This window comes from Arthrobacter sp. V1I7 (genome assembly GCF_030817015.1).
Taxonomy (GTDB): Bacteria; Actinomycetota; Actinomycetes; order Actinomycetales; family Micrococcaceae; genus Arthrobacter.
This window is the reverse complement of sequence record NZ_JAUSYS010000001.1, coordinates 2,915,012-2,940,586: the sequence shown is the minus strand read 5'-3', so window position 1 is coordinate 2,940,586 and position 25,575 is coordinate 2,915,012. Positions and strand designations below refer to the sequence as shown.

The window sequence follows — 25,575 nt, the reverse complement described above, 5'->3', positions numbered from 1 at the left end:
CCGCCGGGCCGGAGCCGCGTTGCGGTTACGGTGCCAGCGGCCTCTTGCGTTCCACCAGGCCGCTGAGAACGGCGACGCCGAAGCCGAGGAGGGCCAGGACCGCGCCCGCGAGGGCGGGGGCCACATAGCCCCAGCCCCACGCGATCACAAGGCCGCCGAGGAAGGCTCCGAGGGCGTTGGCGACGTTGAGCGCGGCATGGTTGAGCGAGGAGGCCAACGAGGGGGCGTCCGGGGAGGCGTCCAGCAAACGGGTCTGCAGGGCAGGGACCAGCAGCGAACCTGTCCCGCCCACCACAAAGACCATGACAAGGGCGGACCACGGCCAGTGCACCGCCACGGCGTAGACCACGAGTGCCACCGCGATGCCGGGCAGCACCCAGTAGATGGTCCCCATGACGGACTTGTCGGCGATCCGGCCACCGACAATGTTGCCCGCCACCATGCCCAGACCGTAGAGCGCTACGACGAGCGGCAGCCACCCCGACGGGATGCCGGCCACGGAGGTCATGGTGTACGCAATGTATGTGTACGTGGCGAAGAAGCCGCCAAATCCGACCACGCCGATGAGGAGCGCCAGCCAGACCTGAAGGCGTTTGAGCGCGCCCAGCTCGCGGCGGATGCTGGCATCGGCGTGGGGCTTCTGGAACGGTACGAACTTCCACAGCATGCCGAGAGTGATGATGCCGATCACGCCCACCACCAGGAAGAGCAGCCGCCAGCCGAAGGCCTGGCCCAGCCAGGTGGCGAAAGGCACGCCGATGACATTCGCGATGGTCAGGCCGGCCATCACCATGGAAATCGCCCAGCCGCGCCGGGTCGGGGCCACCAGCGATGCGGCAATGACCGCCGCGACGCCGAAGAAGGCGCCGTGCGGCAGCCCCGAAGCGAAGCGGGAGAACAGCATGGTGCCGTAGTCCGGTGCGAGAAACGACGAGAGGTTGGCGATGCTGAAGAGCAGCATGAGTCCCAGGGCCAGGTATTTCCGCGGCAACTTGGCCCCGGCAGCGGCCAGCAACGGGGCACCGATAACGACGCCGAGCGCGTAGGCCGAGATCAGGTGCCCGGCCTCCGGAGTGCCGATATCGAGGCCTTGCTCCACTTCCTTGAGCAGGCCCATCATTGCGAATTCCGTGGTGCCGATGCCGAAACCGCCCATCGCCAGGGAGACGATCGCTAGGGCAAGGTGGCGGGTGCCCGTCTTCGGCGTCGCCGGGGCCTGTTTGATGGTAGTCATTCGCCTGCTTTTCGAGGAAGTTCCCGCCCGGTGGGCCAGGGAACGCGGCATCTTAAATCTGATTTATACAACGTCAGGGGCGCGCCCGGTATTCCGGGTCGGAGAAGGGCGGGCGTCTCCATTCTCCCTTAACCGGCCGTTCCCGCTTAACCGGCCATCGCCCTAGACTTGGGGTCGTGACTGGACTTATTAGTGTCGTTGGTGGTGCCGTGCTGGATTCGCTGGAAAACCCCGGCCGGCTGCTCGTGGCGCGACGGACCGCGCCCCCGCAATTTGCCGGCATGTGGGAGTTCCCTGGTGGCAAGGTGGAGTCCGGGGAATCGGCCGAGCAGGCCCTGCACCGCGAACTGCTGGAGGAGCTCGGCGTCAACGTCCGGCTCGGCGTCGAACTCGAAGCCGGCTCCGCCTCCGGGTGGCCGCTGAACGACCGCGCCGCAATGCGGGTCTGGTTCGCGGAGCTGGTTGACGGCGAACCGCGTCCCCTGCAGGACCACGACGAGCTCCGCTGGATCGACCTCGGGAACCGCCCCGAGGTTTTGGCGCTGCCGTGGATCCCGGCCGACCTGCCCATAGTGGAAGCGCTCCTGGCCGTGCTGAATGACGCTGGGCGTCCCGCCCTGCCGGCGCGCTGACCCCACTGCCGCTCGGCCTGGACAGCGGGCTGCCGCCCGGCCGCAGGTCAACCTCAAGGCCTGCCCCTCGCCAAAGCGTGAAGCTTGGAACTACGCTGAAGCGAATTGAGAGGAGTGGGCCGTGCAGGTCGGTGTCAGACGGGAGCGGTGTGCGGGCGAACGCCGGGTCGCTGCCACACCGGAGACGGTGCAGCAGCTGACCGGTCTCGGGCTCCAGATTGCCGTGGAGAGCGGTGCAGGGACTGCAGCCGGTTACTCGGATGACGCGTTCGCGACGGCCGGGGCCACGGTTGTTCCGGAATTGCCGCCCGAGACGCTGGATGTGCTCCTGCACGTCCGGCCGCTGGCGCCGGAGACCGCCGCGCGGCTGCGGCCGGGTTCCATCACCGTCGGCTTCGGCTCGCCCGCCTCCGAGCTGCCGGCGGTCCGGGCACTTGCCGACGCCGGCGTCACCTCCTTCGCGCTGGAACTCGTCCCGCGGATCTCCCGGGCCCAAGGCATGGATGCGCTGAGTTCCCAATCGCTCGTCTCCGGTTACCGCGCTGTGCTGGAGGCAGCCCTGCGCTATCCCCGGTTCTTCCCGCTGTACATGACCGCCGCCGGCACGATTCCGCCGGCCCGGGTCCTGGTCCTCGGAGCCGGGGTCGCGGGGTTGCAGGCAATCGGTACCGCAAAACGCCTCGGCGCCCGGGTCTCGGCGAACGACATCCGCACGGCGTCGGCTGACGAAGTCGCCTCGATGGGCGGGACGTTCATCCATCTGGACCTCGACGCCGCCGCAGAAGGCAGCGGGGGCTATGCGCGGGAGCTCGGAGAGGACCGGGCCAAGCGCCAGCGCGCGCTGCTCGCCCCGCACGTCGCGGCCGCGGATGTCCTCATCACCACGGCAGCCATTCCCGGCCGCGCGGCTCCCTTGCTCGTGACCCGGGACATGGTGGCCGGTATGCGGGCCGGTTCCGTCGTCGTGGACCTTGCCGCGGAATCCGGCGGAAACGTCGAAGGTGTTCAAGCCGGGCAGGACCTCCAGATCCCGGTTGCCGGCGGATCCGTGACCCTGGTGGGACTGCGGGACGCCGCCTCCGCGATGCCTTCGGACGCCTCCCGGCTTTTCGCCAAGAACGTGGCTAACCTGCTGGCCCTGATGACCGCCGCCGGACAGGTCACGCCGGACTTCGACGACGAAGTCGTCGCCGGGGCGTGCCTGACCCATGCCGGCATGGTCCGGCACGCCGCGACCGCGAGCGCCATGGAGGCACTGAAATGATGGATCCAATCACACTGCTGACTGTCGTGGTGCTCTCTGTCTTTGTCGGCTTCGAAGTTGTCTCCAAGGTGACCAGCAAGCTGCACACGCCGCTGATGTCCGGTGCCAACGCCATCCACGGCATCATCCTGGTCGGAGCCATCCTCGTCGCGGGCCAGGCCAGCGATCCGTGGCTGCTGACGATCGCCCTCATCGCGGTGATTCTGGCGACGGCCAACCTGGTGGGCGGATTCGTGGTTACCGACCGGATGCTGGAGATGTTTGGCGGACGCAAGGCGCCCAAACCACGCGTCAGGCCCCGCTCCGGGGGCACCGCGGGGGAGGACGGCAGATGAGCCTCCTCGCCCCCGAATGGACGGGGCTTTTCTATCTGGCCGCGGCCGTCTGTTTCATCCTCGCGCTCAAGGGCCTCAGCTCGCCGCGGACCGCCCGCCGCGGAAATGCCGTCGGCGCCGCGGGCGCCCTCGTGGCCGTGGCCACCGTCTTCGTCTCCGCGAAGCTGGAGAACGTCCCGCTCATCCTGGCCGCCATCGCCGCCGGTTCTGCCGTTGCCGTCCCGGTGGCCCGGCGCGTGCAGATGACCCAGATGCCGCAGCTCGTCGCGCTGTTCAACGGTGTCGGCGGCGGGTCCGCCGCCCTTGTTGCGGTGCTGGAACTCGGCCACAGCGACAGCCCCTGGGTGCGCCTGGCGGTGGTCTTCACCATGCTGGTCGGGGCGGTGTCCTTCGCCGGCTCCGCGGTGACCGTGGGCAAGCTGCAGGAATTGATCAGCACCCGCCCGCTGCTCTTCCCCGGCATGCCTGTGGTGATGGCCGCTGCCCTGACCGGTGCCATCGCGTCCGGCGTCCTGGTGATCCTTACCGGTTCTGCTGGCTGGGCCATGGCAGTGCTGGTGCTGGGCCTTGCCGCCGGGCTGCTCCTGGTCCTGCCCGTCGGTGGCGCCGACGTGCCGATCGTGATCTCGCTGCTCAACGCCTTCACCGGGTTGGCGGTGGCGGCCTCCGGGATCGTGCTGGGCAATGTGCTCCTGCTCGTCGCCGGGACGCTCGTGGGTGCCAGCGGCACCATCCTGACCAAGGCGATGGCCTCCGCCATGGGCCGGGGTGTGGGGGGCATCATGTTCGGGGCCTTCCGCGGCGGTTCGACGGCGGGCTCGACCCTTCAGAGCGACCGCCCGGTGCGCTCCTCCTCGCCGCAGGACGTGGCCGTGCAGCTCGGCTACGCCCAGCGCGTCGTGATCGTCCCCGGCTACGGGTTAGCCGTGGCGCAGGGCCAGCACACCGTTGCCGAGCTCGCGACCGCACTGGAGGCCCGCGGTATCGAGGTGGTCTTCGCGATCCATCCCGTGGCCGGGCGCATGCCGGGGCACATGAACGTGCTCCTGGCCGAAGCGAACGTGAGCTACGAGGCGCTCCGGGAGCTGGAGGAAGTCAATCCGGAATTCCCGAACACCGACATCGCCCTGGTGGTGGGTGCCAACGACGTGGTCAACCCCGCGGCCAAGTCCACTCCGGGGGCTCCCATCTACGGCATGCCGATCCTCGAGGTCGCCCAGGCCGGCCAGGTGGTGTTCCTGAAGCGCTCGATGCGTCCGGGATTCGCGGGGATCGAGAACGAGCTGCTGTATGACCCAAAGACCACGCTCCTCTTCGGGGATGCGAAAGACTCGCTGACCAAGGTCCTGGGTGCGGTGAAGGCCCTGTAGCAGGCGGCCTGCAGAACAGGCTCTGGTCAGAACGGAGGTCGGGTCAGAACAGCGTCGGCTGGGCGGCCTGGGCTGCTACGCCTTCGTGCTGCCCGGAGAAGCCCGCCGTCTCGGGGATGCTCCCCGCCGGGTACTGGGCTTCCTCGTCCCGCGGATCATCGTGAGTGGGATTGCCGTTGAGGTCGCGGTGGCTGAAGCCGTGCGAGCCGGAAATGCCGTGCCGGGCCTTGAAAAAGCGGATCCGGCCGGCGAGCCAGGCCCGGTACTCCTTCGAGGCATAGGAGCCGCCGCCGTAGAGGCGACGGTATTTGCCGGCGAGCTGCGGGTGCTCCCGCGCGATCCATTGCATGAACCATTCGCGCGTTCCTGGCTTGAGGTACAGGGCGCCGGCCGTGACGCCGGTGGCGCCGGCCGCCGCGAGGGAGCCGAACAGGGAATCCAGCGCCTCGTCGCTGTCCGAGAGCCACGGCAGGATGGGCATGGCCATGACCCCGCACGGCAGCCCCGCGTCGCGCAGCCGGGAGATGAGCTTCAGCCGCGCCCGGGGCCCGGGCGTGCCGGGTTCCACGGCTTCGGAGAGATGCTCATCGGTCATTGCGAGCGAGATGCCCACCCCCACGGGAACCTGGGCGGCGGCATGCTTCAGGAGCGGGATGTCCCGGGAGAGCAGGGTTCCCTTGGTCAGGATAGAGAGGGGAGTGCCGGAATCAGCGAGGGCGCCGATGATGCCCGGCATCAGCTGGTAGCGGCCCTCGGCCCGCTGATAGGGATCGGTATTGGTGCCGAGGGCTACGTGCTGGTGACGCCAGGAAGGTTTCGCGAGTTCGCGGCGCAGGACTTCCGCAGCGTTGATCTTGACCACCACCTGGCTGTCAAAGTCCAGGCCGGCGTCGAAGTCCAGATAGGTGTGGCTCTTGCGGGCAAAGCAGTAGACGCAGGCGTGGCTGCAGCCACGGTACGGGTTGATGGTCCATTCGAACGGCATCCGGGAACCGGCGACCACCTTGTTGAGCACCGATTTGGCGGTGACCTCATGGAAGGTGACCCCGGCAAACTCAGGGGTGGACACGGAACGCACCAGCCCCAGCAGCGGCAGGAGTGCATCGGTGGCCGGGGCGGCCGGGGATCCGTCGCCTCCATTAGCGCCTCCGCCCGCTGTGGGGCCGTTCCCGACCTGGCGGCCCGTTTTCGTGCCGGCCGGGGTGAGTGCCTGTGCGTCCCATCTCATGCCTTCATTCGAATCTATGTTCTAATTTAAGTCAAGCATCGCTGAGGGTGATTCGGTTGCTGTTTGCCTTTGGCGGCTCCCACGCGGTGCCGGGGCGGCGCTGGAACGCTGCCGGCCCGACGTCGTGCTTTGCGCCGGGCAGGCCGGCGACGCACTAGCGCGTTAAGGGACGCGGACGTAGTCGAGCAGTTCCCAGACGACGTCCACCGTTGCGCTGACGCTGGACTCACCGGCCTCGATGGTGAGCGAATCCGTCGCGACGGCGCGCTGCATCCTGGCAACCGGGATGGGCGGCGGATAGCCCGGGTGCTGGGCGATTGAGAGCACTCTGCCCAGGCGGGCTCCGGCAAGGGATGCGAGGTGCACCGCCGCAGCGAGGGCATCGGCCCACGCCGCCTCGCGGGCGCGGGCCGTGACGGCGGCGGGGTCCGCGAAGCCGAGTTCGAGGCCGTTGAGCCGGACATCGTTGCCGCCGGCCGCCACGGCCTCGGCGATGATCGTGGAGGACGCGGCCAGCGCACGGATCCGGACACTGAGCATGCTGGAGGCCAGATAGCCTGACACTGTCTGTCCCCGGCCCTCCTGCCAGTTGACTTCGGCGCGGACATTGAGTCCGGACGTGCTGATGTCCCTGCTGTCCACACCCCGGCCCCGGAGCGCCGCCGTGATCGCGGCGGAGACGCGTCCGGCGTCCCCGTACGCGTCGCCGACGTTCTCGCGGCGGCATTCGACGCCGACCAGGAGGGTGAGCAGGTCCGGTGCGGCGTCGGCGCTGCCAGCGCCGCTGACCGAAATACTCCTCGGGCTCTCTGTCATGTCATGCCTCGTTCCGCTCGTGGGACGCAGTGCCCGCCGCGCCGTGCCGTGGTTGTTGGTGCAGACTTCGGATCCGGATAACCGCCTGCCTGCAGTCCGGCGTGCCGCTCGAAGACGTTGGCCGAGCCGGGGTTGCCCGTCCGCAAGACGGACCAACCGGCCGCGAGGAAATACAGCGGCAGGAAGGGCACGCCGAGGCACCAGGCGTACTGGGTGCTGTGGCGCTCCTCGTGCCGGAGCAGGACCGGGTCAGCCAGCGCCCGCTCCGGTCCGACCCGGAAGAGCACCACATTGCCGAGAGTGAAGGCCCCGGCGAACGGCAGGCGCCAGCGGTAGCCCGTGGCGATCAGCAGGCCCCGGGGACCGCGGCGGACCGGGGTGCGCGCAGAGGCGGCGAGGAGCAAACCCAGCGGGGTCGACCCGTTCAGCACGTTCGCGATCTGCCGCAGCCGTTGTCCGGACGTCATGGGGCCATGCTAGCCGGGGAAACCCGGCCCGTGGGAAGTCCGCGGAAGCCCCGTTCCGTTCGGGCGCCGCGGTGCCTTCAACTAGACTGGAGGGGAGCGCCCGCCGGACGGATTCCGGGGAGCCCTGCCCTTTGTCAAAGGCCAGCGCCAGAACACTTTTGATGGCGCCGTGCCGTTGGCATGAACCGACTCGTAGCTAAGAACAGTAGATGACTGAAACTTTGCCGGGCGCCGCCATCCCGAATCCTCTGGATGAAGCCGCCATCACTGCCGCCGTAGACCGGGCCGTTGACGCCATTGCGGGCGCTTCCACGCTCGATGAACTCAAAGCCGTGCGTCTCGCACACACCGGCGAGAAGTCCGCCCTGAGCCTCGCCAACCGCGGGATCGGCGGGTTGCCGAAGGACCAGAAGGCCGCCGCCGGAAAGCTCATGGGCGGCTCCCGCGGCCGCGTCAACAAGGCGCTCGCGGACCGCGCCGCCGAACTCGAGGCCGAGAACGACGCGCGGATCCTGGTCGAGGAGACCGTCGATGTGACCGCGGCTCCGCGCCGCCGTCGTGCCGGTGCGCGCCATCCGCTGTCCACCCTGCAGGAACGCGTTGCTGACATCTTCGTCGGCATGGGCTGGGAGGTCGCCGAAGGCCCGGAGGTCGAATCGGAATGGTTCAACTTCGACGCGCTGAACTTCAAGCCGGACCACCCGGCCCGCGAAATGCAGGACACCTTCTTCGTGGAGCCGCCCGAAGCCCATCTGCTGATGCGCACGCACACCTCCCCGGTGCAGGTCCGCTCCATGCTGGAACGCGAGCTGCCGATCTACGTGCTGTGCCCGGGCAAGGTTTTCCGCACCGATGAGCTGGACGCGACCCACACCCCGGTCTTCCACCAGTTCGAGGGCCTGGCCATCGACAAGAAGCTCAGCATGGCGGACCTCCGCGGCACCCTGGAGCACTTCGCCCGCCAGATGTTCGGCGACCAGGCCCAGATCCGGCTGCGCCCCAACTACTTCCCGTTCACCGAACCCTCCGCGGAGCTGGATATCTGGCACCCGGGCGCCAAGGGCGGCCCCCGCTGGATCGAATGGGGCGGCTGCGGCATGGTCAACCCCAATGTGCTCCGCGCCGCCGGCATCGATCCGGACATCTATTCAGGTTTTGCCTTCGGCATGGGCATCGAGCGGACCCTCATGTTCCGCAACGAGGTCGGCGACATGCGCGACATGATCGAGGGCGACGTACGTTTCAGCGAGCACTTCGGGATGGAGATCTAACCGTGCGTATCCCACTTTCCTGGTTGCGAGAATTCGCACAGGTATCGGCCGGCGCAACGGCCGAAGACGTCATGGCCGAGCTGGTCAAGGTCGGTTTTGAGGAAGAAGCGGTCCACCGCCCCACGGACGGCCTGAAGGGCCCGATCGTGGTGGGCCAGGTGCTGAGCATCGTCAAGGAACCCCAGACCAACGGCAAGACCATCAACTGGTGCCAGGTCCGGGTAGTCCCCGAAGGCCAGCAGCAGACGCTCACCGGCGACGGCATCGACCCCTCCGGCGTGCAGGGCATCATCTGCGGCGCCCACAACTTCGTTGAAGGCGACAAGGTGGTGGTGACCCTTCCGGGTGCCGTGCTGCCGGGCGACTTCCACATTTCCGCACGGAAGACCTACGGGCACCTGTCCGCCGGCATGATCGCCTCCGTCCGCGAACTCGGCATCGGCGAGGACCACGACGGCATCCTGGTGCTCTCGCGGATCGGGCTGGATCCGGAGATCGGCACGGACGCGATGGAGCTCCTCGGCCTCTACGACCAGGCCGCGGAAATCAACGTCACCCCGGACCGCGGCTACGCGTTCTCCATCCGCGGCGTGGCCCGCGAATACGCCCACGCCACCGGAACGTCGTTCACGGATCCGGCCGCGAAGGTGCAGGCACCGGCTGAACTGTCCGGCGGCCACGGCGTTAAGCTCAACGACGACGCCCCGATCTACGGCAAGCCCGGCTGCGACCGCTTCGTGGCCCGCACCGTGCGCGGCGTGGACGCGACCCGGCCCACCCCGCTGTGGATGGTTTCACGCCTCCGGCTTGCCGGCATCCGCTCCATCTCGCTGCCGGTGGACATCTCGAACTACGTCATGCTCGAACTCGGCCAGCCCACGCACTGCTACGACCTGGACAAGCTGTCCGGCGACATCGTGGTCCGTCGCGCCGTGGCGGGGGAGAAGATCACCACCCTGGACGACAAGGAGCGCACGCTCGACGTCGAGGACTTGCTGATCACCGACGGTTCCGGTGCGATCGGCATTGCCGGCGTCATGGGCGGCGCCGCCACCGAGGTCAGCGATTCGACGTCGAACGTCCTCGTCGAGGCGGCGCACTTCGACGAGGTGTCCATCGGACGCTCGCGCCGCCGGCACAAGCTGCCCTCCGAAGCCTCCAAGCGTTTCGAACGCGGGGTTGACTGGCAGGTCGCGGGCATTGCCGCGCAGCGGGTGGTTGACCTCCTGGTCGAGCTGGCCGGCGGTTCCGCCGATGAAGCAGGCACCGACGTCGGCACCGCACCGGACGCCGTGACCATCGAACTGCCGGCGGCGTTCGCCACAGCACGGATCGGCATCGACTTCAGCGAAGAGCAGATTGTCACCTCGCTGGAGGACCTGGGCGCCGTCGTGCTGAAAACGGGCGACGGCTGGACGGTCACCGCCCCGAGCTGGCGCAACGACCTGGAAACCAAGGAAGACCTCTCCGAGGAAATCGCCCGGCTGGTCGGCTACGACAACATCCCGGCGTCCTTGCCGGTGGCGCCGCCGGGCCGCGGCCTGACCCGCGTCCAGCAGCAGCGCCGGCGCCTGGTCCAGGCCCTGGCCGCCGCCGGCCTGACCGAGGTCCTGGCCTACCCGTTCGTCTCCAAGGCCGCCAACGACACCTTCGGCGGCCCCGAGGCGGGCGTGGCGCGCAAGGCGCTCAAGCTCGCCAATCCGATCAGCGAGGAGCAGGGCTACCTGCGGACCTCGATCCTGCCGGGCCTGATCGATACGGCCAAGCGGAACCACTCCCGCGGTTTCCGCGACCTGGCACTGTTCGAGGCCGGGCTCGTCTTCCTGCCGGGGGACACGCTCGGCACCGCCTCGATCCCGCCGCTGGGGGCCAAGCCCGGCGATGAGGTGCTCGATGCCCTGTACGACGGCGTCCCGGAGCAGCCGCTGTTCCTCGCGGCCGTGCTGACCGGCCACGATTCCCCCGCGGCCCCCGGCCACGCGCCGCGTGCCTGGGACTGGGCGGACGCCCTGGACATCGCCCGGCTCGCCGGCGAGGTGCTCGGCGTCGATATTGTCATCAGCCAGGGTCAGCACCAGGCGTTCCACCCGGGACGCGCCGCGCAACTGGCGCTGCGCACCGGCGAAGTCCTGGGCTACGCCGGCGAACTGCACCCGAAGCTGCTGGCCGCGCACGATATGCCGGCTCGGTCGGTGGCCGTCGAGTTCAACGCGGACGCCCTCTTCGAGGCCGCCGCGGACGTGATCGTTGCCAGGCACATCTCGACCTACCCCGTGGCGACGCAGGACGTCGCCCTCGTGGTGCCGGGCGAGGTCCCGGCAGAAGAGGTGCTCGCTGCCCTGCGCGAAGGCGCCGGCGAACTGCTCGAAGACGTCGCGCTGTTTGATGTGTATGCGGGCAAGGGCATCGAGGAGGGCAAGAAGTCGCTGGCGTTCAGCCTGCGGTTCCGTGCCGAGGACCGTACGCTGACGGCGGACGAAGCGTCTGCCGCCCGCGAAAGCGCCGTGGCGGTTGCCCATGAGCGCTTCGGAGCGGTCCAGCGCTGACCTGACTCCGCGAGACAAAAGACTCCCTGCAGCCTGCCGGCCGCGGGGAGTCTTTTGTCTCCCGGTCCGGACAAAACTACGGGACCAGAATGACCTTGCCGGTGGTGCGGCGCTGCTCGAGGTCCTCGTGGGCGCGGGCCGCGTCGGCGAGGTCGTAGCGGGCGCCGATCCGTACCTTGAGGCTGCCGTTGGCGGCCGCGGCGAAGATCTCATCGGAGCGCCAGCGCCGTTCCTGCGCGTTGCGCAGGAAGTGCGCGATCGTCGGCCGGGTCAGGTACAGGGAGCCGCCGGAATTGAGCCGCTGCGGGTCGAGCGGCGGGACAGGGCCGGAGGCGGCACCAAAAAGCACGAGCGTGCCGCGGACACGCAGCGCGGCGAGGGAATCATCGAAGGTGTCCTTGCCGACGCCGTCGTACACCACATCAGCGCCGGTCCCGTCGGTCAGTTCCCGCACCCGGGCGGAGAAGCCCTCGTAGCGCAGCACGTGGTTGGCGCCGGCTTCGCGGGCGAGATGCTCCTTCTCGTCGCTCGAGACCGTGGTGATAACGCGGGCGCCCTTGGCCTTGAGCAGCTGGATCAGCAGCAGGCCGACCCCGCCGGCGCCAGCATGGAGCAACACGGTCTGGCCCGGCTCGACCCGGAACGAGGAGTTGATCAGGTAATGCGCCGTGATCCCCTGCAGCGGGAGGGCGGCCGCGGTGAAATCGTCAACACCGCGGGGAACCGGCAGCGCCTTGTCCTCGTCGACCAGGATGTACCCGGCGTAGCAGTTCACGCCCTCCGCGGTGGCAACCCGGTCGCCGGGGGAGAACACGGACACGCCCTCGCCGACTTCCTCCACGGTGCCGGCCGCCTCGGAACCGGGAGTGAAGGGATAGGCCACCTTGTACGCTCCGCTGCGCTTGTAGGTGTCGATGAAGTTCACGCCGACGGCGGCGACCTTCACGAGCAACTGGCCGGGACCGGGTTCCGGACGCTCCACCTCGGCCAGCTCCAGGACCCCGGGTCCTCCCGCCTGGCGGGCGACGGTTGCATGCATCATTTGCGTCTCCTTCTTCGGCCGGGGATTTCCTGGCCGGATCCTCGGTCCATCCTAGGGACCTGCGCACCAACGGCGAAGTGACGGCCGGAATCCGGCCGTCACTTCGGGTCAAACACTAAGGAGCGGCCTGCAGGCCGCTGGAGTGGCCGGTTAGTAGCGGCGGGTCACGGTAGCCATCGGGCATTCGAAGTGCCGGCCCGCGGCAAGACCGACGTCGTTGAGGTAGCGGACGATGATGCCGTAGGACTGCAGCAGCGTGGTTTCGGCGTAGGGAACCTGGTGCTTGGCGCAGTACGCGCGGACGATCACGGCGGCCTTGTCCAGCTGCGGACGGGCCATGTCCGGGAAGAGGTGGTGCTCGGCCTGCCTGTTGAGGCCACCGAGCAGGATGTCCATGAAACGGCCGCCGGAAATGTTCCGGGAGGTCAGGACCTGGCGGCTGAAGAAGTCCACCCGGCTGTCCGCCGGCAGCACCGGCATGCCCTTGTGGTTCGGGGCGAAGGAAGCGCCCATGTAGAAGCCGAAAACGGCGAGCTGGACGCCGATGAAGGCGAAGGCCATGCCCAGCGGCAGGAAGGTGAAGGCCAGCACCGGCAGCAGGCTCAGCCGTGCGGCGAGGATGGGGATTTCAACCCAGCGGTGGGTGACCTTGGCGCGGCGGAAGATGAACTTGATCGAATCGAGCTGAAGGCCCAGGCCCACGAGGAACAGCAACGGGAAGAAGAACCAGCCCTGTTTACGGGTCAGGAAGGAGAAACGTCCCTGCCGGGTGGCGGCGCCCTCGGAGTGGAACGCGATCGCGCCGGTGGCGATGTCCGGGTCCTTGGAGATGACATTGGGGTGGTTGTGGTGGGCGCCGTGCTTCTGCTCCCACCAGGAGTAGCTGATCCCGGCCACCGACGTGGCGAGCAGCCGGGCGGCCCAGTCGTTGGCGCGGCGGGACGAGAAGATCTGGCGGTGACCGGCCTCGTGGGCGAGGAAACTCAGCTGAGTGCAGAGGACGCCCACGGCGGCTGCGATCAGGAGCTGGAACCAGCTGTCACCGATGAGGGCGAAACCGAACCAGGTGGCAGTCATCAGGAGCACCAGCACGGAAAACACCGTGATGTAGAAACCGACGCGGCGTTCGAGCAGGCCGGCACCCTTCACGCTCTTAAGGAGCTCTGAGTAGCTCAGGACTACGGCGTTGGGTTGCCGGACGCGCGTTTGGGGGCGCTCAGGCGAAGCGGTGGTGAGGGTCATGTAACGCGTGCCTCATAACTGTTACGGGCAACGCTGCAGCCGACACTCGGACTGCACGGTCTGGATCACCCTCTACTCAGCATACGCAGTAGATTTACGCTGCAGGCCCGCCGAGGCCCGGACTCGCTGAGGCCGTCACTTCCGGGTGGCGTCCGGACACGCCGAGATGAATGCATAAATATCGGCACCTATGCATATTCTTGCTGTATAGTCGGAGTCATGACTATTTCTGTTGCCGTGTCCGGCGCAAGCGGTTATGCCGGCGGCGAATTGTTGCGGCTCCTGGCCGGTCACCCCGACGTTACGATCGGCGCCGTCACGGCGCACAGCAACGCCGGTTCCAGACTAGGGGAATCGCAGCCGCATCTCCATGGTCTGGCCAGCCGCATCCTTGAAGACACCACGGTGGAGAACCTGTCCGGCCACGACGTCGTGTTCCTTGCCCTGCCGCACGGTGCCTCGGCCGAGATCGCGGCCCAGCTCCCGCCCGGCACCCTCGTGATCGATGCCGGAGCCGACCACCGCCTGGAGGATCCGGCCGCCTGGGAAAAGTTCTACGGATCATCGCACGCCGGATCCTGGCCCTATGGGCTGCCCGAACTGCCCGGCCAGCGCGAAGCGCTCCGAGGCGCCACCCGGATCGCCGTCCCCGGCTGCTATCCGACGTCGGCCCTGCTGGCCCTCGCTCCCGGCTTCAGCAACGACCTGCTGGAGGCAGACGACGTCGTGATCGTCTCCGCCTCCGGCATGTCCGGGGCCGGCAAGGCAGCCAAGGTCAACCTGATCGGTTCCGAGGTCATGGGTTCCATGAGCCCGTACGGAGTCGGCGGCGGGCACCGGCATACGCCGGAGATCGAGCAAGGCCTGTCCAAGGCCGCGCGCGGGCCGGTCACCGTCTCCTTCACGCCCACGCTGGTGCCCATGAGCCGCGGCATCCTCACGACCGCCACCGCCAGGATCCGGCGCCAGCCAGGACGCAGTGTCACGGCCGGGGAGCTGCGCAGCGCCTGGAGCGACGCCTACGACGACGAACCGTTCGTCCACCTGCTCCCCGAGGGCCAGTGGCCCGCGACCAAGTCGGTGCAGGGGTCCAACCACGCCGTGATGCAACTGGCACTCGATGAACATACCGGCCGCGTCATCGTCACCTGCGCGATCGACAACCTGACGAAGGGGACCGCCGGCGGCGCCGTGCAGTCCATGAACATTGCCCTCGGCCTGCCGGAAACGGCCGGCCTCGAACTGCAGGGAGTTGCACCGTGAGCATCACCGCCCCCCAGGGATTCCGCGCCGCCGGCGTCACCGCCGGGCTGAAGGCCTCCGGCAACCCTGACCTGGCCCTCGTCGTCAACGACGGACCCTCCAAGGCCGCCGCGGCCGTGTTCACCTCCAACCGGGTGGCCGCAGCCCCGGTGCACTGGTCCCGCGAGGTCGTCAAGGACGGCCGCGTCGACGCCGTCATCCTGAACTCCGGCGGCGCGAACGCCTGCACCGGCCCGCAGGGCTTCCAGAACACCCACACCACGGCGGAAAAGACCGCCGAAGCACTCGGCGTCTCCGCCACCGACGTCGTCGTCTGCTCCACCGGACTCATTGGTGAACAGCTCCCGATGGACAAGATCCTTGCCGGCATCGGTGCCGCCTCGGCGGCACTGGCCCCGGATGGCGGAGCCGCCGCCGCAACGGCGATCATGACGACAGACTCCGTGTCCAAAGAGGCGGTCTACACCGGCACGGACGCTGCCGGAAACGCCTTCACCATCGGCGGCATGGCCAAGGGCGCCGGCATGCTTGCCCCCGGCCTTGCCACCATGCTGGTGGTCCTCACGACGGATGCCGACGTGCAGCCGGACATGCTCGACGGCGTCCTCCGCGACGCCACCCGGGTGACCTTCGACCGGGCGGACTCGGACGGCTGCATGTCCACGAACGACACCGTGGTGCTGCTGGCCTCGGCAGCGTCCGGAGCCGTGCCGTCCGCCGCCGAGTTCGGCACAGGCCTCACCCGGGTCTGCGCGGAGCTGGCCCGCAAGCTGATCGGCGACGCCGAGGGCGCGAGCCATGACATCGCGATTCGGACCTTCAACGCGGCCAGTGAGCGGGACGCGGAAATCGTCAGCCGCGCCGTGGCCCGCTCCAACCTCTTCAAGACCGCCATCTTCGGCAAGGACCCCAACTGGGGCCGGGTGCTCTCGGCCGTCGGCACCACGGACGCGGTCTTTGATCCCGACCAGCTGAACGTGACCATGAACGGCGTGCAGATCTGCCGCAACGGCAGCATCGGCGATGACCGCGGCCTCGTGGACCTTGAACCGCGCGAGGTCATCGTCGAGATCGATCTGCAGGCCGGCGACGCCGAAGCCACGATCCTGACCAACGACCTCACGCACGACTACGTCCATGAAAACAGCGCCTACTCCAGCTAATCCTCCTGGAAGGACGAACAGAAGGACGAACAGTATGAACACCCAGACACGCGAGAACACGTCCATGGCCGACGCCCAGGACAAGGCCGGCACGCTGATCGAGGCACTGCCCTGGATCCAGCGCTTCGCCGGCACCACCATGGTGATCAAGTACGGCGGGAACGCCATGGTCAACGATGAACTCCGCCGCGCGTTCGCCGAGGACGTCGTCTTCCTGCACCACGTCGGCATCCACCCCGTTGTGGTGCACGGCGGGGGTCCCCAGATCAACGCCATGCTCAGCCGGCTCGGGATCGAATCCGAGTTCAAGGGCGGCCTCCGGGTCACCACCCCGGAGGCCATGGACGTGGTCCGCATGGTCCTCACCGGCCAGGTCGGCCGTGAGCTCGTGGGCCTGATCAACTCCCACGGCCCCTACGCCGTCGGGATGTCCGGAGAGGACGGCGGCCTGCTCCGGGCCGTCCGCACGGGGACGGTCGTGGACGGCGAACAGATAGACCTGGGCCTCGTCGGCGAAGTCGTCGGCGTGAACCCCGAGGGCATCCTGGACATCATCGCGGCCGGTCGGATTCCGGTGATTTCGACGGTGGCCCCGGAGATCTTCGATGATGGCAGCCGCGACATGGGAGCAAAACAAGCCCAGACCACGGGCCAGGTCCTGAACGTCAACGCGGACACCGCGGCCGCGGCCCTCGCCGAAGCGCTGGGCGCTTCCAAGCTCGTGATCCTCACCGATGTCGAGGGCCTTTTCGCGAACTGGCCGGACCGCTCCTCGCTGATCTCCTCGCTGACGGCCTCCGAGCTGCGCGAACTGCTGCCGAGCCTGGAGTCCGGCATGATCCCGAAGATGGAGGCCTGCCTCAGGGCCGTCGAGGGCGGAGTGGAACGCGCGCATATCGTCGACGGCCGCCTCGCCCACTCGATGCTGCTGGAAACCTTTACGACCGCGGGCATCGGCACGCAGGTCGTCCCGGACGAGGAAATGAACGCATGAGCCAGGTTGAAAAGACGGAAACGACGGCGGATCTTGGGCCCTCTGCGGATCTTGAGCTGCTGGGGATGGTCGAAAGCAAGGGCCACGCCACCGGAGCGCAATGGCTGTCCCGCTACTCCTCCTCGCTGCTGGGCGTCTTCGGCACCCCGCAACGGGTCCTGGTCCGCGGCTCCGGCTGCCTCGTCTGGGACGCGGACGGGAAAGAGTACCTGGACCTGCTCGGCGGGATCGCCGTCAACGCCCTCGGCCATGCGCACCCGTTCGTCACCTCGGTGATCTCCAGCCAGCTCGCCACCCTCGGCCACGTCTCCAACTTCTTCACGAGCCCCACCCAGATCGCCCTCGCCGAGAAGCTGCTGGAGCTGAGCAAGGCCCCGGCCGGATCCAAAGTGTTCTTCGCCAACTCCGGCACCGAAGCCGTCGAGGCCGCCTTCAAGCTGGCCCGCCGGAACACCGGCGCCGGCCCGGGCAACGCAAGCCCGGACGGTACCGGACAGCCCCGCACCAAGATCGTGGCGCTCGAAGGGGCCTTCCACGGCCGCACCATGGGCGCCCTCGCACTCACCGCGAAGGAGGCCTACCGGGCACCGTTCGCGCCGCTGCCCGCCGGCGTCGTGCACATCCCGTTCGGCGACGTTGATGCGCTGCGCGCCGCGGTGGATGACACCACGGCCGCGGTGTTCCTCGAACCGATCCAGGGCGAGGCCGGTGTCCGGCCGCTGCCCGCCGGTTACCTGCAGGCCGCCCGCGAGGCCACGAGCCAGGCCGGCGCCCTGCTGATCCTCGATGAAGTCCAGACCGGGATCGGCCGCACCGGCAAGTGGCTCGCCAGCGAGGACGCCGGAATCGTGCCCGACGCCGTGACCCTCGCCAAGGGCCTGGGCGGCGGCTTCCCGATCGGCGCCCTCCTCACCTTCGGCCCGGACGTGTCCGCGCTGCTGTCCGCGGGCCAGCACGGCTCGACTTTCGGGGGCAACCCGGTGGCCACCGCCGCGGCGCTTGCCACCCTGCACGTCCTCGAAAACCAGCACGTCCTGGCCCACGTCCGCGAGCTGGGGGAGCACCTGCGCACCGGCCTCGCCAAGGTCGACGGCGTGACCGAGGTCCGCGGCGAAGGGCTGCTGATCGGTTTCGACCTCGATGCCGACGTCGCCCCCGGCGTGGTCACCGCCGGACTCGAGGCGGGCTACATCGTCAACAGCCCCGGCCCGCGCACCATCCGCCTCGCGCCGCCGCTGATCCTCACCACCGGCCAGGCGGACCGCTTCCTCGCGGCGCTGCCCGCCCTCCTCCAGACCGCAAAGGACGCCCAGTGAACGCGACTGATCTTTCGAAGGGCCGGGCCCGCCACTTCCTCAAGGACACGGATCTCAGCCCGGCCGAGCAGGCCGAAGTCCTCGAACTCGCCGTCCGGATGAAGGCCGCGCCGTACAGCGTTCAGCCCTTCGCCGCCGACGCGAGCGGCCGCAAGACCGTTGCCGTCATCTTCGACAAGACCTCCACCCGGACCCGGGTCTCCTTTGCCGCCGGGGTGGCGGACATGGGCGGCAACGCGCTCATCATCAACCCGGGCGAGGCGCAGATCGGCCACAAGGAGTCGGTCGAGGACACCGCCAAGGTGCTGGAGCGGATGGTGTCCACCATCGTGTGGCGGACCGGGGCGCATTCCGGCCTCGTCGCGATGGCGGAGAACTCGAAGGTTCCGGTGATCAACGCCCTCTGCGATGACTACCACCCCTGCCAGCTGCTCGCCGACCTGCTGACCATCAAGGAACACAAGGGATCGCTCAAGGGCCTCACCATGAGCTACCTCGGCGACTCCGCCAACAACATGGCCAACTCCTACCTGCTGGCCGGCGTCACGGCAGGCATGCACGTGCGCATCGCCGGCCCCGACGGCTACCTGCCGTCCGCGGAGATCATCGCCGCAGCCGAGGAGCGCGCCGCGGAAACCGGCGGATCGGTGCTCGTCACCGTCGACGCCGCCGAGGCCCTGCTCGGTGCCGACGTCGTCGCGACGGACACCTGGGTGTCGATGGGCCAGGAGGACGAGAAGGAAGCCCGGCTCAAGCTGTTCCGCGACTACGCCGTGGACGAGGCGGCGATGCAGCTCGCGGCGCCGGACGCCGTCGTGCTGCACTGCCTGCCGGCGTACCGGGGGTACGAGATCGCGGCCGGCGTCATCGACGGCCCGCAGTCCGTCGTGTGGGACGAGGCCGAAAACCGGCTGCATGCCCAGAAGGCGCTGATGGCCTGGCTGATGCACCGCTCGGGCCTCGCCGTGGTGGACGGGCTGCCGCCGGTCCATGGGCCGGTCTGATGTCCGCCCAACCGGCGACGCCGGGGGCCAGCCCCGCCACCAAGACCGCCCGGCAGGCGCGGATCACCGCGATCCTCACCGGTGAGTCGGTCCGCTCACAGGCCGACCTGGCGGCCCTGCTGGCGGACGACGGCGTCCAGGTCACCCAGGCCACCTTGTCCCGGGACCTCGTCGAACTCGGCGCGGTCCGGGTCCGCGGCAAGGACGGTGTGCTCGTCTACGCCGTTCCGGGGGAGGGCGGGGAGCGCGCGGCCAAGAGCGGCGTAACCCAGGAAATCCTCGACTCCCGGCTCGCCCGGCTCTGCGGGGAGCTCCTCGTCACGGCCGAAGCATCCGCGAACATCGTGGTGCTCCGGACCCCGCCGGGGGCGGCCAACTTCCTGGCCCTCGCGATCGACCACTCCGTGATGCCCTCGATCCTGGGCACCATCGCCGGGGACGACACCGTGCTGCTGGTCACCCGGGAACCGCTCGGCGGCGCGGCCCTCGCGGCGCGTTTCCTGCAGCTCGCCGAAGAAGCCGGCCAGTGAGCAATTGAAGAGGGGCCGGCAGCCTGCAGCTTTCCCGATTTGGCCGGCCGCAGCGATGTGACAGGCTTTCAGCAGACAGATTTCCCGACAACACGAATCACCAAACAACTAAGGAGCATTTCCGTGACTGAGCGTATTGTGCTGGCCTACTCCGGTGGCCTGGATACTTCCGTAGCCATCGGCTGGATCGGTGAAGCCACCGGTGCCGAGGTCATCGCCGTGGCGGTCGACGTCGGACAGGGCGGCGAGTCGCTCGAGACGATCCGCCAGCGCGCCCTGGGCTGCGGCGCCGTCGAAGCCTATGTGGCCGACGCGAGCGACGAGTTCGCCAATGAATACTGCGTTCCCACGCTGAAGGCCAACGCCCTCTACCAGGGCCACTATCCGCTGGTCTCCGCCATCTCACGCCCGGTGATCGTCAAGCACCTGGTCAAGGCGGCCCGCGAATTCGGCGCCACCACCGTGGCCCACGGCTGCACCGGCAAGGGCAACGACCAGGTCCGCTTCGAAGTCGGCATCCAGACCCTCGGCCCGGACCTGAAGTGCATCGCACCGGTCCGCGACCTCGCCCTGACCCGCGACAAGGCCATCGCCTTCGCCGAGGAAAAGGGACTGCCGATCGAAACCACCAAGAAGAACCCGTACTCGATCGACCAGAACGTCTGGGGCCGCGCCGTCGAAACCGGCTACCTCGAAGACATCTGGAACGCGCCCACCAAGGACATCTACGACTACACCGCCGCCCCGGAATTCCCGCCGGCCCCGGATGAGGTCATCATTTCCTTCGAAGCCGGCGTGCCGGTCGCGATCGACGGCGTCAAGGTCACCCCGCTGCAGGCCATCAAGGAACTGAACCGCCGCGCAGGCGCCCAGGGCGTCGGCCGGATCGACGTCGTCGAGGACCGTCTGGTCGGCATCAAGTCCCGCGAGATTTACGAGGCACCGGGCGCGATGGCGCTGATCACCGCGCACAAGCACCTCGAAGACATCACGATCGAACGCGAGCAGGCCCGGTTCAAGGCGACCGTCGGCCAGCGCTGGGCCGAGCTGGTCTATGACGGACAGTGGTTCTCCCCGCTCAAGCGCTCGCTCGACGCCTTCATCGAAGACACCCAGCGCTACGTCACCGGCGATATCCGCATGGTGCTGCACGGCGGCCAGGCCATCGTCAACGGACGCCGCTCCGGGACCTCGCTCTACGACTTCGACCTCGCCACCTACGACACCGGCGACACGTTCGACCAGTCCATGGCCCGTGGCTTCATCGAGCTGTGGGGCATGTCCGCCAAGGTTGCCTCCGGCCGCGACATCCGCGTCGCAGGACAGTGATGGAGGAGCGGGGCCCACGCGCGCAGGGGTCCCCGGCCAAGCGAAGCGAGGCTGGGGTGCGCTCGGGGACGAATGAAGGTGCGCTGTGGGGCGGCCGGTTTGCCGGCGGCCCCGCGGACGCCCTCGCGGCCCTGAGCAAGTCCACGCACTTTGACTGGCGGCTGGCCCGCTACGACATCGCCGGATCCAAGGCGCATGCCCGCGTGCTGCACAAGGCCGGGCTGCTGGACGACACCGAGCTCGAAGGCATGCTCGACGCCCTGAGCCGGCTGGACGACGACGTCGCCTCCGGCGCCTACCTGCCCGCAGAGTCCGACGAGGACGTGCACGGTTCGCTGGAACGCGGACTGATCGAGCGCGCCGGCACCCAGCTTGGCGGCAAGCTCCGGGCCGGCCGGTCCCGCAACGACCAGGTGGCCACGCTGGGGCGGATGTTCCTGCGCGACCACGCCCGGATCATCGCCCGCGGCGTGCTCGCCACGGTGGACGCGCTGGTGGAGCAGGCCAAGGCGCACCAGGGGGTGGCCATGCCCGGCCGCACCCACCTCCAGCACGCCCAGCCGGTGCTGCTCAGCCACCACCTGCTGGCCCACGCCTGGGCGCTGCTGCGCGATGTGCAGCGGTTCCAGGACTGGGACAAGCGCGCCGGCGTCTCGCCCTACGGTTCGGGCGCCCTCGCGGGCTCCTCGCTGGGCCTGGATCCGGAGGCCGTCGCAGCAGACCTGGGTTTCTTCTCGGCGACGCACAACTCGATCGACGGCACCGCCTCGCGTGATGTCTTCGCCGAGTTCGCCTGGATCACCGCCATGATCGGCGTGGACCTGTCCCGGGTCTCGGAGGAGGTGATCCTGTGGGCCACCAAGGAGTTCTCCTTCGTCACCCTGCACGATTCCTACTCCACCGGCTCCTCGATCATGCCGCAGAAGAAGAACCCGGATGTGGCCGAACTCGCCCGCGGCAAGGCCGGTCGGCTGATCGGCAACCTGACCGGGCTGCTGGCCACGCTGAAGGGGCTGCCGCTCGCGTACAACCGGGACCTGCAGGAGGACAAAGAGCCGGTCTTCGATGCCGCGGACACGCTGGAGGTCCTGCTCCCGGCAGTGTCCGGCATGATCGCGACGCTGACGTTCAACACCGGACGGATGGAATCGCTGGCACCCCAGGGCTTCGCGCTGGCCACGGACATCGCCGAGTGGCTGGTCCGCCAGGGCGTCCCGTTCCGTGAGGCGCATGAGCTCTCCGGTGCCGCGGTGAAGCACGCCGAAAGCCGCGGCGTCGAGCTCTGGGACCTGACGGATGAGGAATACGCCGCCATTTCGGCGCATCTGACGCCGGAGGTCCGCAGCGTCCTGAGCACGGAAGGCTCGCTGAACAGCCGGAACTCCCAGGGCGGCACCGCGCCGGCCGCCGTCGAGCGCCAGCTGCTGGCGCTTGAAACGGAGCTCGACGGCGTCCGCGAGTACGCGGCGTAACTGCACACCAGAAGGCACTTCACGGCAACGTTTTTCGAGAACACTGCCCTGAAGTGCCTTCTCGCGTTGGAGATCGAATGCTGTCCGGCACCGTTATGGCCCGGCTGTGCTGAGTTAATCCCGGTTAGCCCGGGAGCTCGGCTAGGATGGCGCCATGACCGCAATTACCCCGGAACAACTGCTGGACGAACTCCGCCGCGCCGCCGACGTGCTGACCGGAATCGTCGCGAAACTGACCGAACAGGACGTCGAGGCGCCCTCGGAATTGCCGGGCTGGACCCGCGGCCATGTTCTGGCACACGTTACGGGCATCGCCAACGCGATGGCCCGCCAGCTTGAATACGCTGCCCGCGGCGAAGCCATCGAGCTGTACGACGGCGGCTTCGAGGGCCGCACCAGGGCCATCGAGATGGCCGCCGGGCACAGCTTGGCGGAGCACCGGGCCGACGTGGACGCTGCGCTGGAACGCGCGCTGCGGGCCTTCGGGACACTGGACACCGCGGGCTGGAAACGGCCCATCAGCTATCGCGGGGGTGTGGTGTTCGACGGCGGGCTGGCGCTCTGGCGCGAGCTCGTCATCCACGCCACCGACCTCGGCACGGGCCGCGGTCCGGAAACCTGGGGCCGCCCGTTCTGTGAGCACCTCTTCGACTTCCTGGCCGCCCGGGTTCCCGACGGCCAAAAGTACGTGCTCCAGCCGCTCGGACTGCCGCCGGTGACCATCGGCGGCGGGGGCAGCTCGACGGTGATCAGCGGCATGCTGACGGACATCGCGGCCTGGCTCGCCGGCCGCACCCCCACCCTCGGGAGCCTGCGCGCCACGGCAGCGGCCGACGGCGTCGACCTTCCGGAGCTGCTGCCCTGGCCGGCCGGAACGCCCGTCACCAGCGTCAACAAATAGGCGCCGGCAGGCTCGCCGGGCGGCTCACATAAGGGCCAGGACTGCCTGACGTTCCCGGTCCAGCAGGCTTTCCTTAATGGCCAGTCCCCAGCGGAAGCCGCCCAGGCTGCCGTCGGTCCGGACCACCCGGTGGCAGGGCACGAACAGTGCCGCCGCGTTGAACGCGCAGGCACTGGCCGCGGCCCGCACGGCCTTTCCATTGCCGGACAGTTCCGCGTACTCCGTATACGTCACCGGGTGCCCCGGCGCCACCGTCCGCAGCATCTCCCAGGCATGGCTGCGGAACGGGCCGGACTTCTGCAGCACCGGAACTTCCATAGCGGGGGCGGGATTGCCGGCGTAGAACTCCTCCACGGCGGCCGAGATCCCGCCAAGCTCCGGAACAGTCCCGTAGTCGCCGGGGAGCAGCTCCGGATGGATCTGGCCGGTCAGTTCCCCCGGAACCGCCGTCCAGCCCGAGGCCAGCACCGTGCCGTCCCGGGCAATGATGGTGAAGGGGCCGTCGGGGGTGGACATGGTCAACAGCTGGGCTTTCATTGCGTCGCTTTCGTGTTCAGGGTGGTGGTCTTTGCGGGCGCGGCCGGCCGCGGTGCAGCGCGCGAGGGCGCGTGTGCGGCCGCGCGCCAGAGGTGCATGGTGGCGTAGGAACGCCAGGGACTCAGCCCACGGAAGTCGGGGTCCGGAGCCGGGCCGGCAGGTTGCGGTTCCAGGGCCCGGATGCCGTTCCGCACGGCGGCGTCATTAGCGAGGAAAACGTCCGGGGCCCCGATCACCCGCATCGCGACATAACCCACCGTCCAGGGCCCGACCCCGGCAAGCGGAAGCAGCTTGGCCTCGAGCCCTGGCACGTCATCGCCGTAACCGAAGTCCAGGTCTCCTGAGGCCATTGCCGCGGCCGCCCCGCGGACCGAGTCGAGGCGGCGCCGGGGGCCCCGGAGCAGTTCGAAACCCGACTCCGCGATCTGCGCCGCGGTCGGGAAGATACGGTGCAGGCCGTCCGCGGGCACCGCACTGTCGCTGCCCGCCCGGGACAGCTGGACGAGGGCGGTCCTGGCAGCGGCTACGGTGACCTGCTGCCCGATCATGGCCCGGACCAGGAGCTCCTGCGGGTCCACCGCCCCCGGCATCCGTATCCCGGGGGCTGCGGCGGCGCTGGCAGCCAGCCGAGGATCCGCGGCCAGGGCCGCGTCGATCGCGACCGGATCGGCGTCGAGATCCAGCAGCCGGCGGACCCGGCTGAGCAGCGGAGCCAGGTCCCGCAGGTCGACCGCCCCGATCGTGAGAACGAGCGGCCGTCCCGGGGCCCCGGCGTCGTAGTCCACCCGGAACCGGGCGTCCCCGTGGGCCAGCCGCAGCGTGCGGGCGTAGGAATGCGGAGTGCCTTCCTCGATGCCGGGGATGGCGCGGACGGCGAGGAAGTCGAAGACGCCCGGGTCGAACGGTTCCCGGTAGGGAAGGTTCAAGGTCAGGGCCGTCGACGACACCGCGGTCGAGGCCGGGCCCCGGTGGTGCCGGGCGGTGGCCCGGAGCGCCGACGGCGTCATCGCGAAGACCTCGCCGATTGTCTCGTTGAACTGGCGCACGCTGCTGAACCCGGCGGCGAATGCGATGTCGGCGGCCTTCATGGACGTGGAAACGAGCAGGGTCCGGGCGGTCTGGGCCCGGCTGGCCCGGGCCAGCGAGAGCGGACCTGCGCCGAGTTCAGAACTCAGGATCCGGTTCAGCTGCCGCGACGAGTAGCCCAGCCGGGCAGCGAGCCCTTCGACGCCGTCGCGGTTAATCACGCCGTCGTTGATCAGCCGCATGGCCCGGCCCGCGATGTCCGAGCGGAGGTTCCACGCCGGCGTGCCGGGGACGGCCTCCGGCAGGCAGCGCTTGCAGGCCCGGTAGCCCGCGTCGTGGGCGGCCGCGGACGTCTCGTAGAACGTGACATTCCCCGCTTTGGGGGTCCGCGCGGGACAGGAGGGCCGGCAGTAGATGCCGGTGGTCCGGACAGCCGTGTAGAACTGCCCGTCGAAACGGGTGTCCCGGGCGTCGATTGCCCGGTAGCGCTGCCAGAAGTCCATGAGTTCATCCTGCCAGCATCGCGATGCCGCTGCTAGCGGAAATCGGACACGGGCGTGGAGGGCCCGGCGCGGCATTTGTTAAAGTCGGAC

23 protein-coding genes are annotated in these 25,575 nt (G+C 68.8%); 15 read left to right on the top strand and 8 right to left on the bottom strand.

The genetic code is table 11. The features are described 5' to 3' along the window. Positions 1-25: 25 nt before the first annotated feature. The gene (locus tag QFZ69_RS13520) at positions 26-1,234 is read right to left on the bottom strand and encodes an MFS transporter (RefSeq protein WP_306918863.1); all 1,209 of its coding nucleotides are present in this window, start codon (positions 1,232-1,234) and stop codon (positions 26-28) included. A gap of 176 nt (positions 1,235-1,410) precedes the next feature. Between QFZ69_RS13520 and QFZ69_RS13515 the strand changes: the two genes are divergently transcribed. The 4 genes from QFZ69_RS13515 to QFZ69_RS13500 all read left to right on the top strand — a co-directional run bounded on the left by QFZ69_RS13515 (position 1,411) and on the right by QFZ69_RS13500 (position 4,835). Beyond that, complete coding sequence (locus QFZ69_RS13515; protein ID WP_306918861.1) at positions 1,411-1,866, top strand: (deoxy)nucleoside triphosphate pyrophosphohydrolase; 456 nt, start codon at positions 1,411-1,413, stop codon at positions 1,864-1,866. A gap of 121 nt (positions 1,867-1,987) precedes the next feature. Further along, complete coding sequence (locus QFZ69_RS13510; RefSeq protein WP_306918859.1) at positions 1,988-3,130, top strand: Re/Si-specific NAD(P)(+) transhydrogenase subunit alpha; 1,143 nt, start codon at positions 1,988-1,990, stop codon at positions 3,128-3,130. Continuing rightward, positions 3,130-3,465, top strand: coding sequence for an NAD(P) transhydrogenase subunit alpha (locus tag QFZ69_RS13505; RefSeq protein WP_306919685.1), 336 nt, complete (start codon positions 3,130-3,132; stop codon positions 3,463-3,465). Before QFZ69_RS13510 ends, QFZ69_RS13505 begins: the two co-directional genes overlap by 1 nt. After that, the gene (locus QFZ69_RS13500) at positions 3,462-4,835 is read left to right on the top strand and encodes an NAD(P)(+) transhydrogenase (Re/Si-specific) subunit beta (RefSeq protein ID WP_306918856.1); all 1,374 of its coding nucleotides are present in this window, start codon (positions 3,462-3,464) and stop codon (positions 4,833-4,835) included. Before QFZ69_RS13505 ends, QFZ69_RS13500 begins: the two co-directional genes overlap by 4 nt. A 43-nt stretch (positions 4,836-4,878) precedes the next feature. Here the strand turns inward: QFZ69_RS13500 and QFZ69_RS13495 are convergent, their stop codons facing one another. The 3 genes from QFZ69_RS13495 to QFZ69_RS13485 all read right to left on the bottom strand — a co-directional run bounded on the left by QFZ69_RS13495 (position 4,879) and on the right by QFZ69_RS13485 (position 7,346). Next, positions 4,879-6,063: an Rv2578c family radical SAM protein gene (locus QFZ69_RS13495; protein WP_306918855.1), complete on the bottom strand. Its 1,185-nt coding sequence runs from the start codon at positions 6,061-6,063 to the stop codon at positions 4,879-4,881. 162 nt (positions 6,064-6,225) lie between these two features. Next, a complete protein-coding gene (locus tag QFZ69_RS13490) occupies positions 6,226-6,879 on the bottom strand; it encodes an SIMPL domain-containing protein (protein WP_306918853.1) in 654 nt (217 codons plus the stop codon). Beyond that, on the bottom strand, positions 6,876-7,346 hold the full coding sequence (locus QFZ69_RS13485; RefSeq protein ID WP_306918851.1) for a hypothetical protein: 471 nt from the start codon (positions 7,344-7,346) through the stop codon (positions 6,876-6,878). The genes QFZ69_RS13490 and QFZ69_RS13485 overlap by 4 nt, the downstream gene beginning before the upstream one ends. 209 nt (positions 7,347-7,555) lie before the next feature. Here QFZ69_RS13485 and pheS point away from each other — a divergent pair, with 209 nt between their 5' ends. Together pheS and pheT are read left to right on the top strand one after the other, a co-directional pair. Next, positions 7,556-8,617: a phenylalanine--tRNA ligase subunit alpha gene (pheS, locus tag QFZ69_RS13480; protein ID WP_306918850.1), complete on the top strand. Its 1,062-nt coding sequence runs from the start codon at positions 7,556-7,558 to the stop codon at positions 8,615-8,617. A 2-nt stretch (positions 8,618-8,619) separates the two neighbouring features. Next, on the top strand, positions 8,620-11,163 hold the full coding sequence (pheT, locus tag QFZ69_RS13475; protein WP_306918848.1) for a phenylalanine--tRNA ligase subunit beta: 2,544 nt from the start codon (positions 8,620-8,622) through the stop codon (positions 11,161-11,163). 76 nt (positions 11,164-11,239) lie between these two features. Here the strand turns inward: pheT and QFZ69_RS13470 are convergent, their stop codons facing one another. After that, positions 11,240-12,205, bottom strand: coding sequence for a quinone oxidoreductase (locus QFZ69_RS13470; protein WP_306918846.1), 966 nt, complete (start codon positions 12,203-12,205; stop codon positions 11,240-11,242). A gap of 150 nt (positions 12,206-12,355) precedes the next feature. Beyond that, complete coding sequence (locus tag QFZ69_RS13465) at positions 12,356-13,447, bottom strand: acyl-CoA desaturase (RefSeq protein ID WP_306918844.1); 1,092 nt, start codon at positions 13,445-13,447, stop codon at positions 12,356-12,358. Positions 13,448-13,666: 219 nt separating this feature from the next. Here QFZ69_RS13465 and argC point away from each other — a divergent pair, with 219 nt between their 5' ends. The 9 genes from argC to QFZ69_RS13420 all read left to right on the top strand — a co-directional run bounded on the left by argC (position 13,667) and on the right by QFZ69_RS13420 (position 23,419). Then, complete coding sequence (argC, locus tag QFZ69_RS13460) at positions 13,667-14,710, top strand: N-acetyl-gamma-glutamyl-phosphate reductase (RefSeq protein WP_306918842.1); 1,044 nt, start codon at positions 13,667-13,669, stop codon at positions 14,708-14,710. After that, entirely contained in the window at positions 14,707-15,873 is a 1,167-nt protein-coding gene (argJ, locus tag QFZ69_RS13455) for a bifunctional glutamate N-acetyltransferase/amino-acid acetyltransferase ArgJ (RefSeq protein ID WP_306918841.1), read from the top strand. The genes argC and argJ overlap by 4 nt, the downstream gene beginning before the upstream one ends. Positions 15,874-15,907: 34 nt before the next feature. After that, the gene (gene argB / locus QFZ69_RS13450) at positions 15,908-16,867 is read left to right on the top strand and encodes an acetylglutamate kinase (RefSeq protein WP_306918840.1); all 960 of its coding nucleotides are present in this window, start codon (positions 15,908-15,910) and stop codon (positions 16,865-16,867) included. Positions 16,868-16,932: 65 nt separating this feature from the next. Next, positions 16,933-18,183, top strand: coding sequence for an acetylornithine transaminase (locus QFZ69_RS13445; protein WP_306919684.1), 1,251 nt, complete (start codon positions 16,933-16,935; stop codon positions 18,181-18,183). Further along, positions 18,180-19,187: an ornithine carbamoyltransferase gene (gene argF, locus QFZ69_RS13440; RefSeq protein ID WP_306918838.1), complete on the top strand. Its 1,008-nt coding sequence runs from the start codon at positions 18,180-18,182 to the stop codon at positions 19,185-19,187. Before QFZ69_RS13445 ends, argF begins: the two co-directional genes overlap by 4 nt. Further along, positions 19,187-19,717 (top strand): arginine repressor, encoded by a 531-nt coding sequence (locus QFZ69_RS13435; protein WP_306918836.1) that lies wholly within the window; start codon positions 19,187-19,189, stop codon positions 19,715-19,717. The genes argF and QFZ69_RS13435 overlap by 1 nt, the downstream gene beginning before the upstream one ends. A 123-nt stretch (positions 19,718-19,840) precedes the next feature. Further along, positions 19,841-21,046 (top strand): argininosuccinate synthase, encoded by a 1,206-nt coding sequence (locus tag QFZ69_RS13430; RefSeq protein WP_306918835.1) that lies wholly within the window; start codon positions 19,841-19,843, stop codon positions 21,044-21,046. Then, positions 21,046-22,518: an argininosuccinate lyase gene (gene argH / locus QFZ69_RS13425; RefSeq protein WP_373461895.1), complete on the top strand. Its 1,473-nt coding sequence runs from the start codon at positions 21,046-21,048 to the stop codon at positions 22,516-22,518. The genes QFZ69_RS13430 and argH overlap by 1 nt, the downstream gene beginning before the upstream one ends. 154 nt (positions 22,519-22,672) lie before the next feature. Further along, a complete protein-coding gene (locus QFZ69_RS13420; RefSeq protein WP_306918832.1) occupies positions 22,673-23,419 on the top strand; it encodes a maleylpyruvate isomerase family mycothiol-dependent enzyme in 747 nt (248 codons plus the stop codon). A gap of 24 nt (positions 23,420-23,443) precedes the next feature. Here QFZ69_RS13420 and QFZ69_RS13415 read toward each other — a convergent pair whose 3' ends face one another. Continuing rightward, positions 23,444-23,956 (bottom strand): methylated-DNA--[protein]-cysteine S-methyltransferase, encoded by a 513-nt coding sequence (locus QFZ69_RS13415; RefSeq protein WP_306918830.1) that lies wholly within the window; start codon positions 23,954-23,956, stop codon positions 23,444-23,446. Further along, complete coding sequence (locus QFZ69_RS13410; protein WP_306918827.1) at positions 23,953-25,485, bottom strand: AlkA N-terminal domain-containing protein; 1,533 nt, start codon at positions 25,483-25,485, stop codon at positions 23,953-23,955. The genes QFZ69_RS13415 and QFZ69_RS13410 overlap by 4 nt, the downstream gene beginning before the upstream one ends. Positions 25,486-25,575: the final 90 nt, after the last annotated feature.

Excerpts from the sequence above, each read along its gene's own strand:
- QFZ69_RS13520 (WP_306918863.1), bottom strand. The coding sequence starts at position 1,234 with ATGACTACCATCAAACAGGCCCCGGCGACGCCGAAGACGGGCACCCGC.
- QFZ69_RS13505 (WP_306919685.1), top strand. The coding sequence starts at position 3,130 with ATGGATCCAATCACACTGCTGACTGTCGTGGTGCTCTCTGTCTTTGTC.
- QFZ69_RS13500 (WP_306918856.1), top strand. The coding sequence starts at position 3,462 with ATGAGCCTCCTCGCCCCCGAATGGACGGGGCTTTTCTATCTGGCCGCG.
- QFZ69_RS13495 (WP_306918855.1), bottom strand. The coding sequence starts at position 6,063 with ATGAGATGGGACGCACAGGCACTCACCCCGGCCGGCACGAAAACGGGC.
- QFZ69_RS13490 (WP_306918853.1), bottom strand. The coding sequence starts at position 6,879 with ATGACAGAGAGCCCGAGGAGTATTTCGGTCAGCGGCGCTGGCAGCGCC.
- QFZ69_RS13485 (WP_306918851.1), bottom strand. The coding sequence starts at position 7,346 with ATGACGTCCGGACAACGGCTGCGGCAGATCGCGAACGTGCTGAACGGG.
- pheS (WP_306918850.1), top strand. The coding sequence starts at position 7,556 with ATGACTGAAACTTTGCCGGGCGCCGCCATCCCGAATCCTCTGGATGAA.
- QFZ69_RS13470 (WP_306918846.1), bottom strand. The coding sequence starts at position 12,205 with ATGATGCATGCAACCGTCGCCCGCCAGGCGGGAGGACCCGGGGTCCTG.
- QFZ69_RS13465 (WP_306918844.1), bottom strand. The coding sequence starts at position 13,447 with ATGACCCTCACCACCGCTTCGCCTGAGCGCCCCCAAACGCGCGTCCGG.
- argC (WP_306918842.1), top strand. The coding sequence starts at position 13,667 with ATGACTATTTCTGTTGCCGTGTCCGGCGCAAGCGGTTATGCCGGCGGC.
- argB (WP_306918840.1), top strand. The coding sequence starts at position 15,908 with ATGAACACCCAGACACGCGAGAACACGTCCATGGCCGACGCCCAGGAC.
- QFZ69_RS13445 (WP_306919684.1), top strand. The coding sequence starts at position 16,933 with ATGGTCGAAAGCAAGGGCCACGCCACCGGAGCGCAATGGCTGTCCCGC.
- QFZ69_RS13435 (WP_306918836.1), top strand. The coding sequence starts at position 19,187 with ATGTCCGCCCAACCGGCGACGCCGGGGGCCAGCCCCGCCACCAAGACC.
- argH (WP_373461895.1), top strand. The coding sequence starts at position 21,046 with ATGGAGGAGCGGGGCCCACGCGCGCAGGGGTCCCCGGCCAAGCGAAGC.
- QFZ69_RS13420 (WP_306918832.1), top strand. The coding sequence starts at position 22,673 with ATGACCGCAATTACCCCGGAACAACTGCTGGACGAACTCCGCCGCGCC.
- QFZ69_RS13415 (WP_306918830.1), bottom strand. The coding sequence starts at position 23,956 with ATGAAAGCCCAGCTGTTGACCATGTCCACCCCCGACGGCCCCTTCACC.
- QFZ69_RS13410 (WP_306918827.1), bottom strand. The coding sequence starts at position 25,485 with ATGGACTTCTGGCAGCGCTACCGGGCAATCGACGCCCGGGACACCCGT.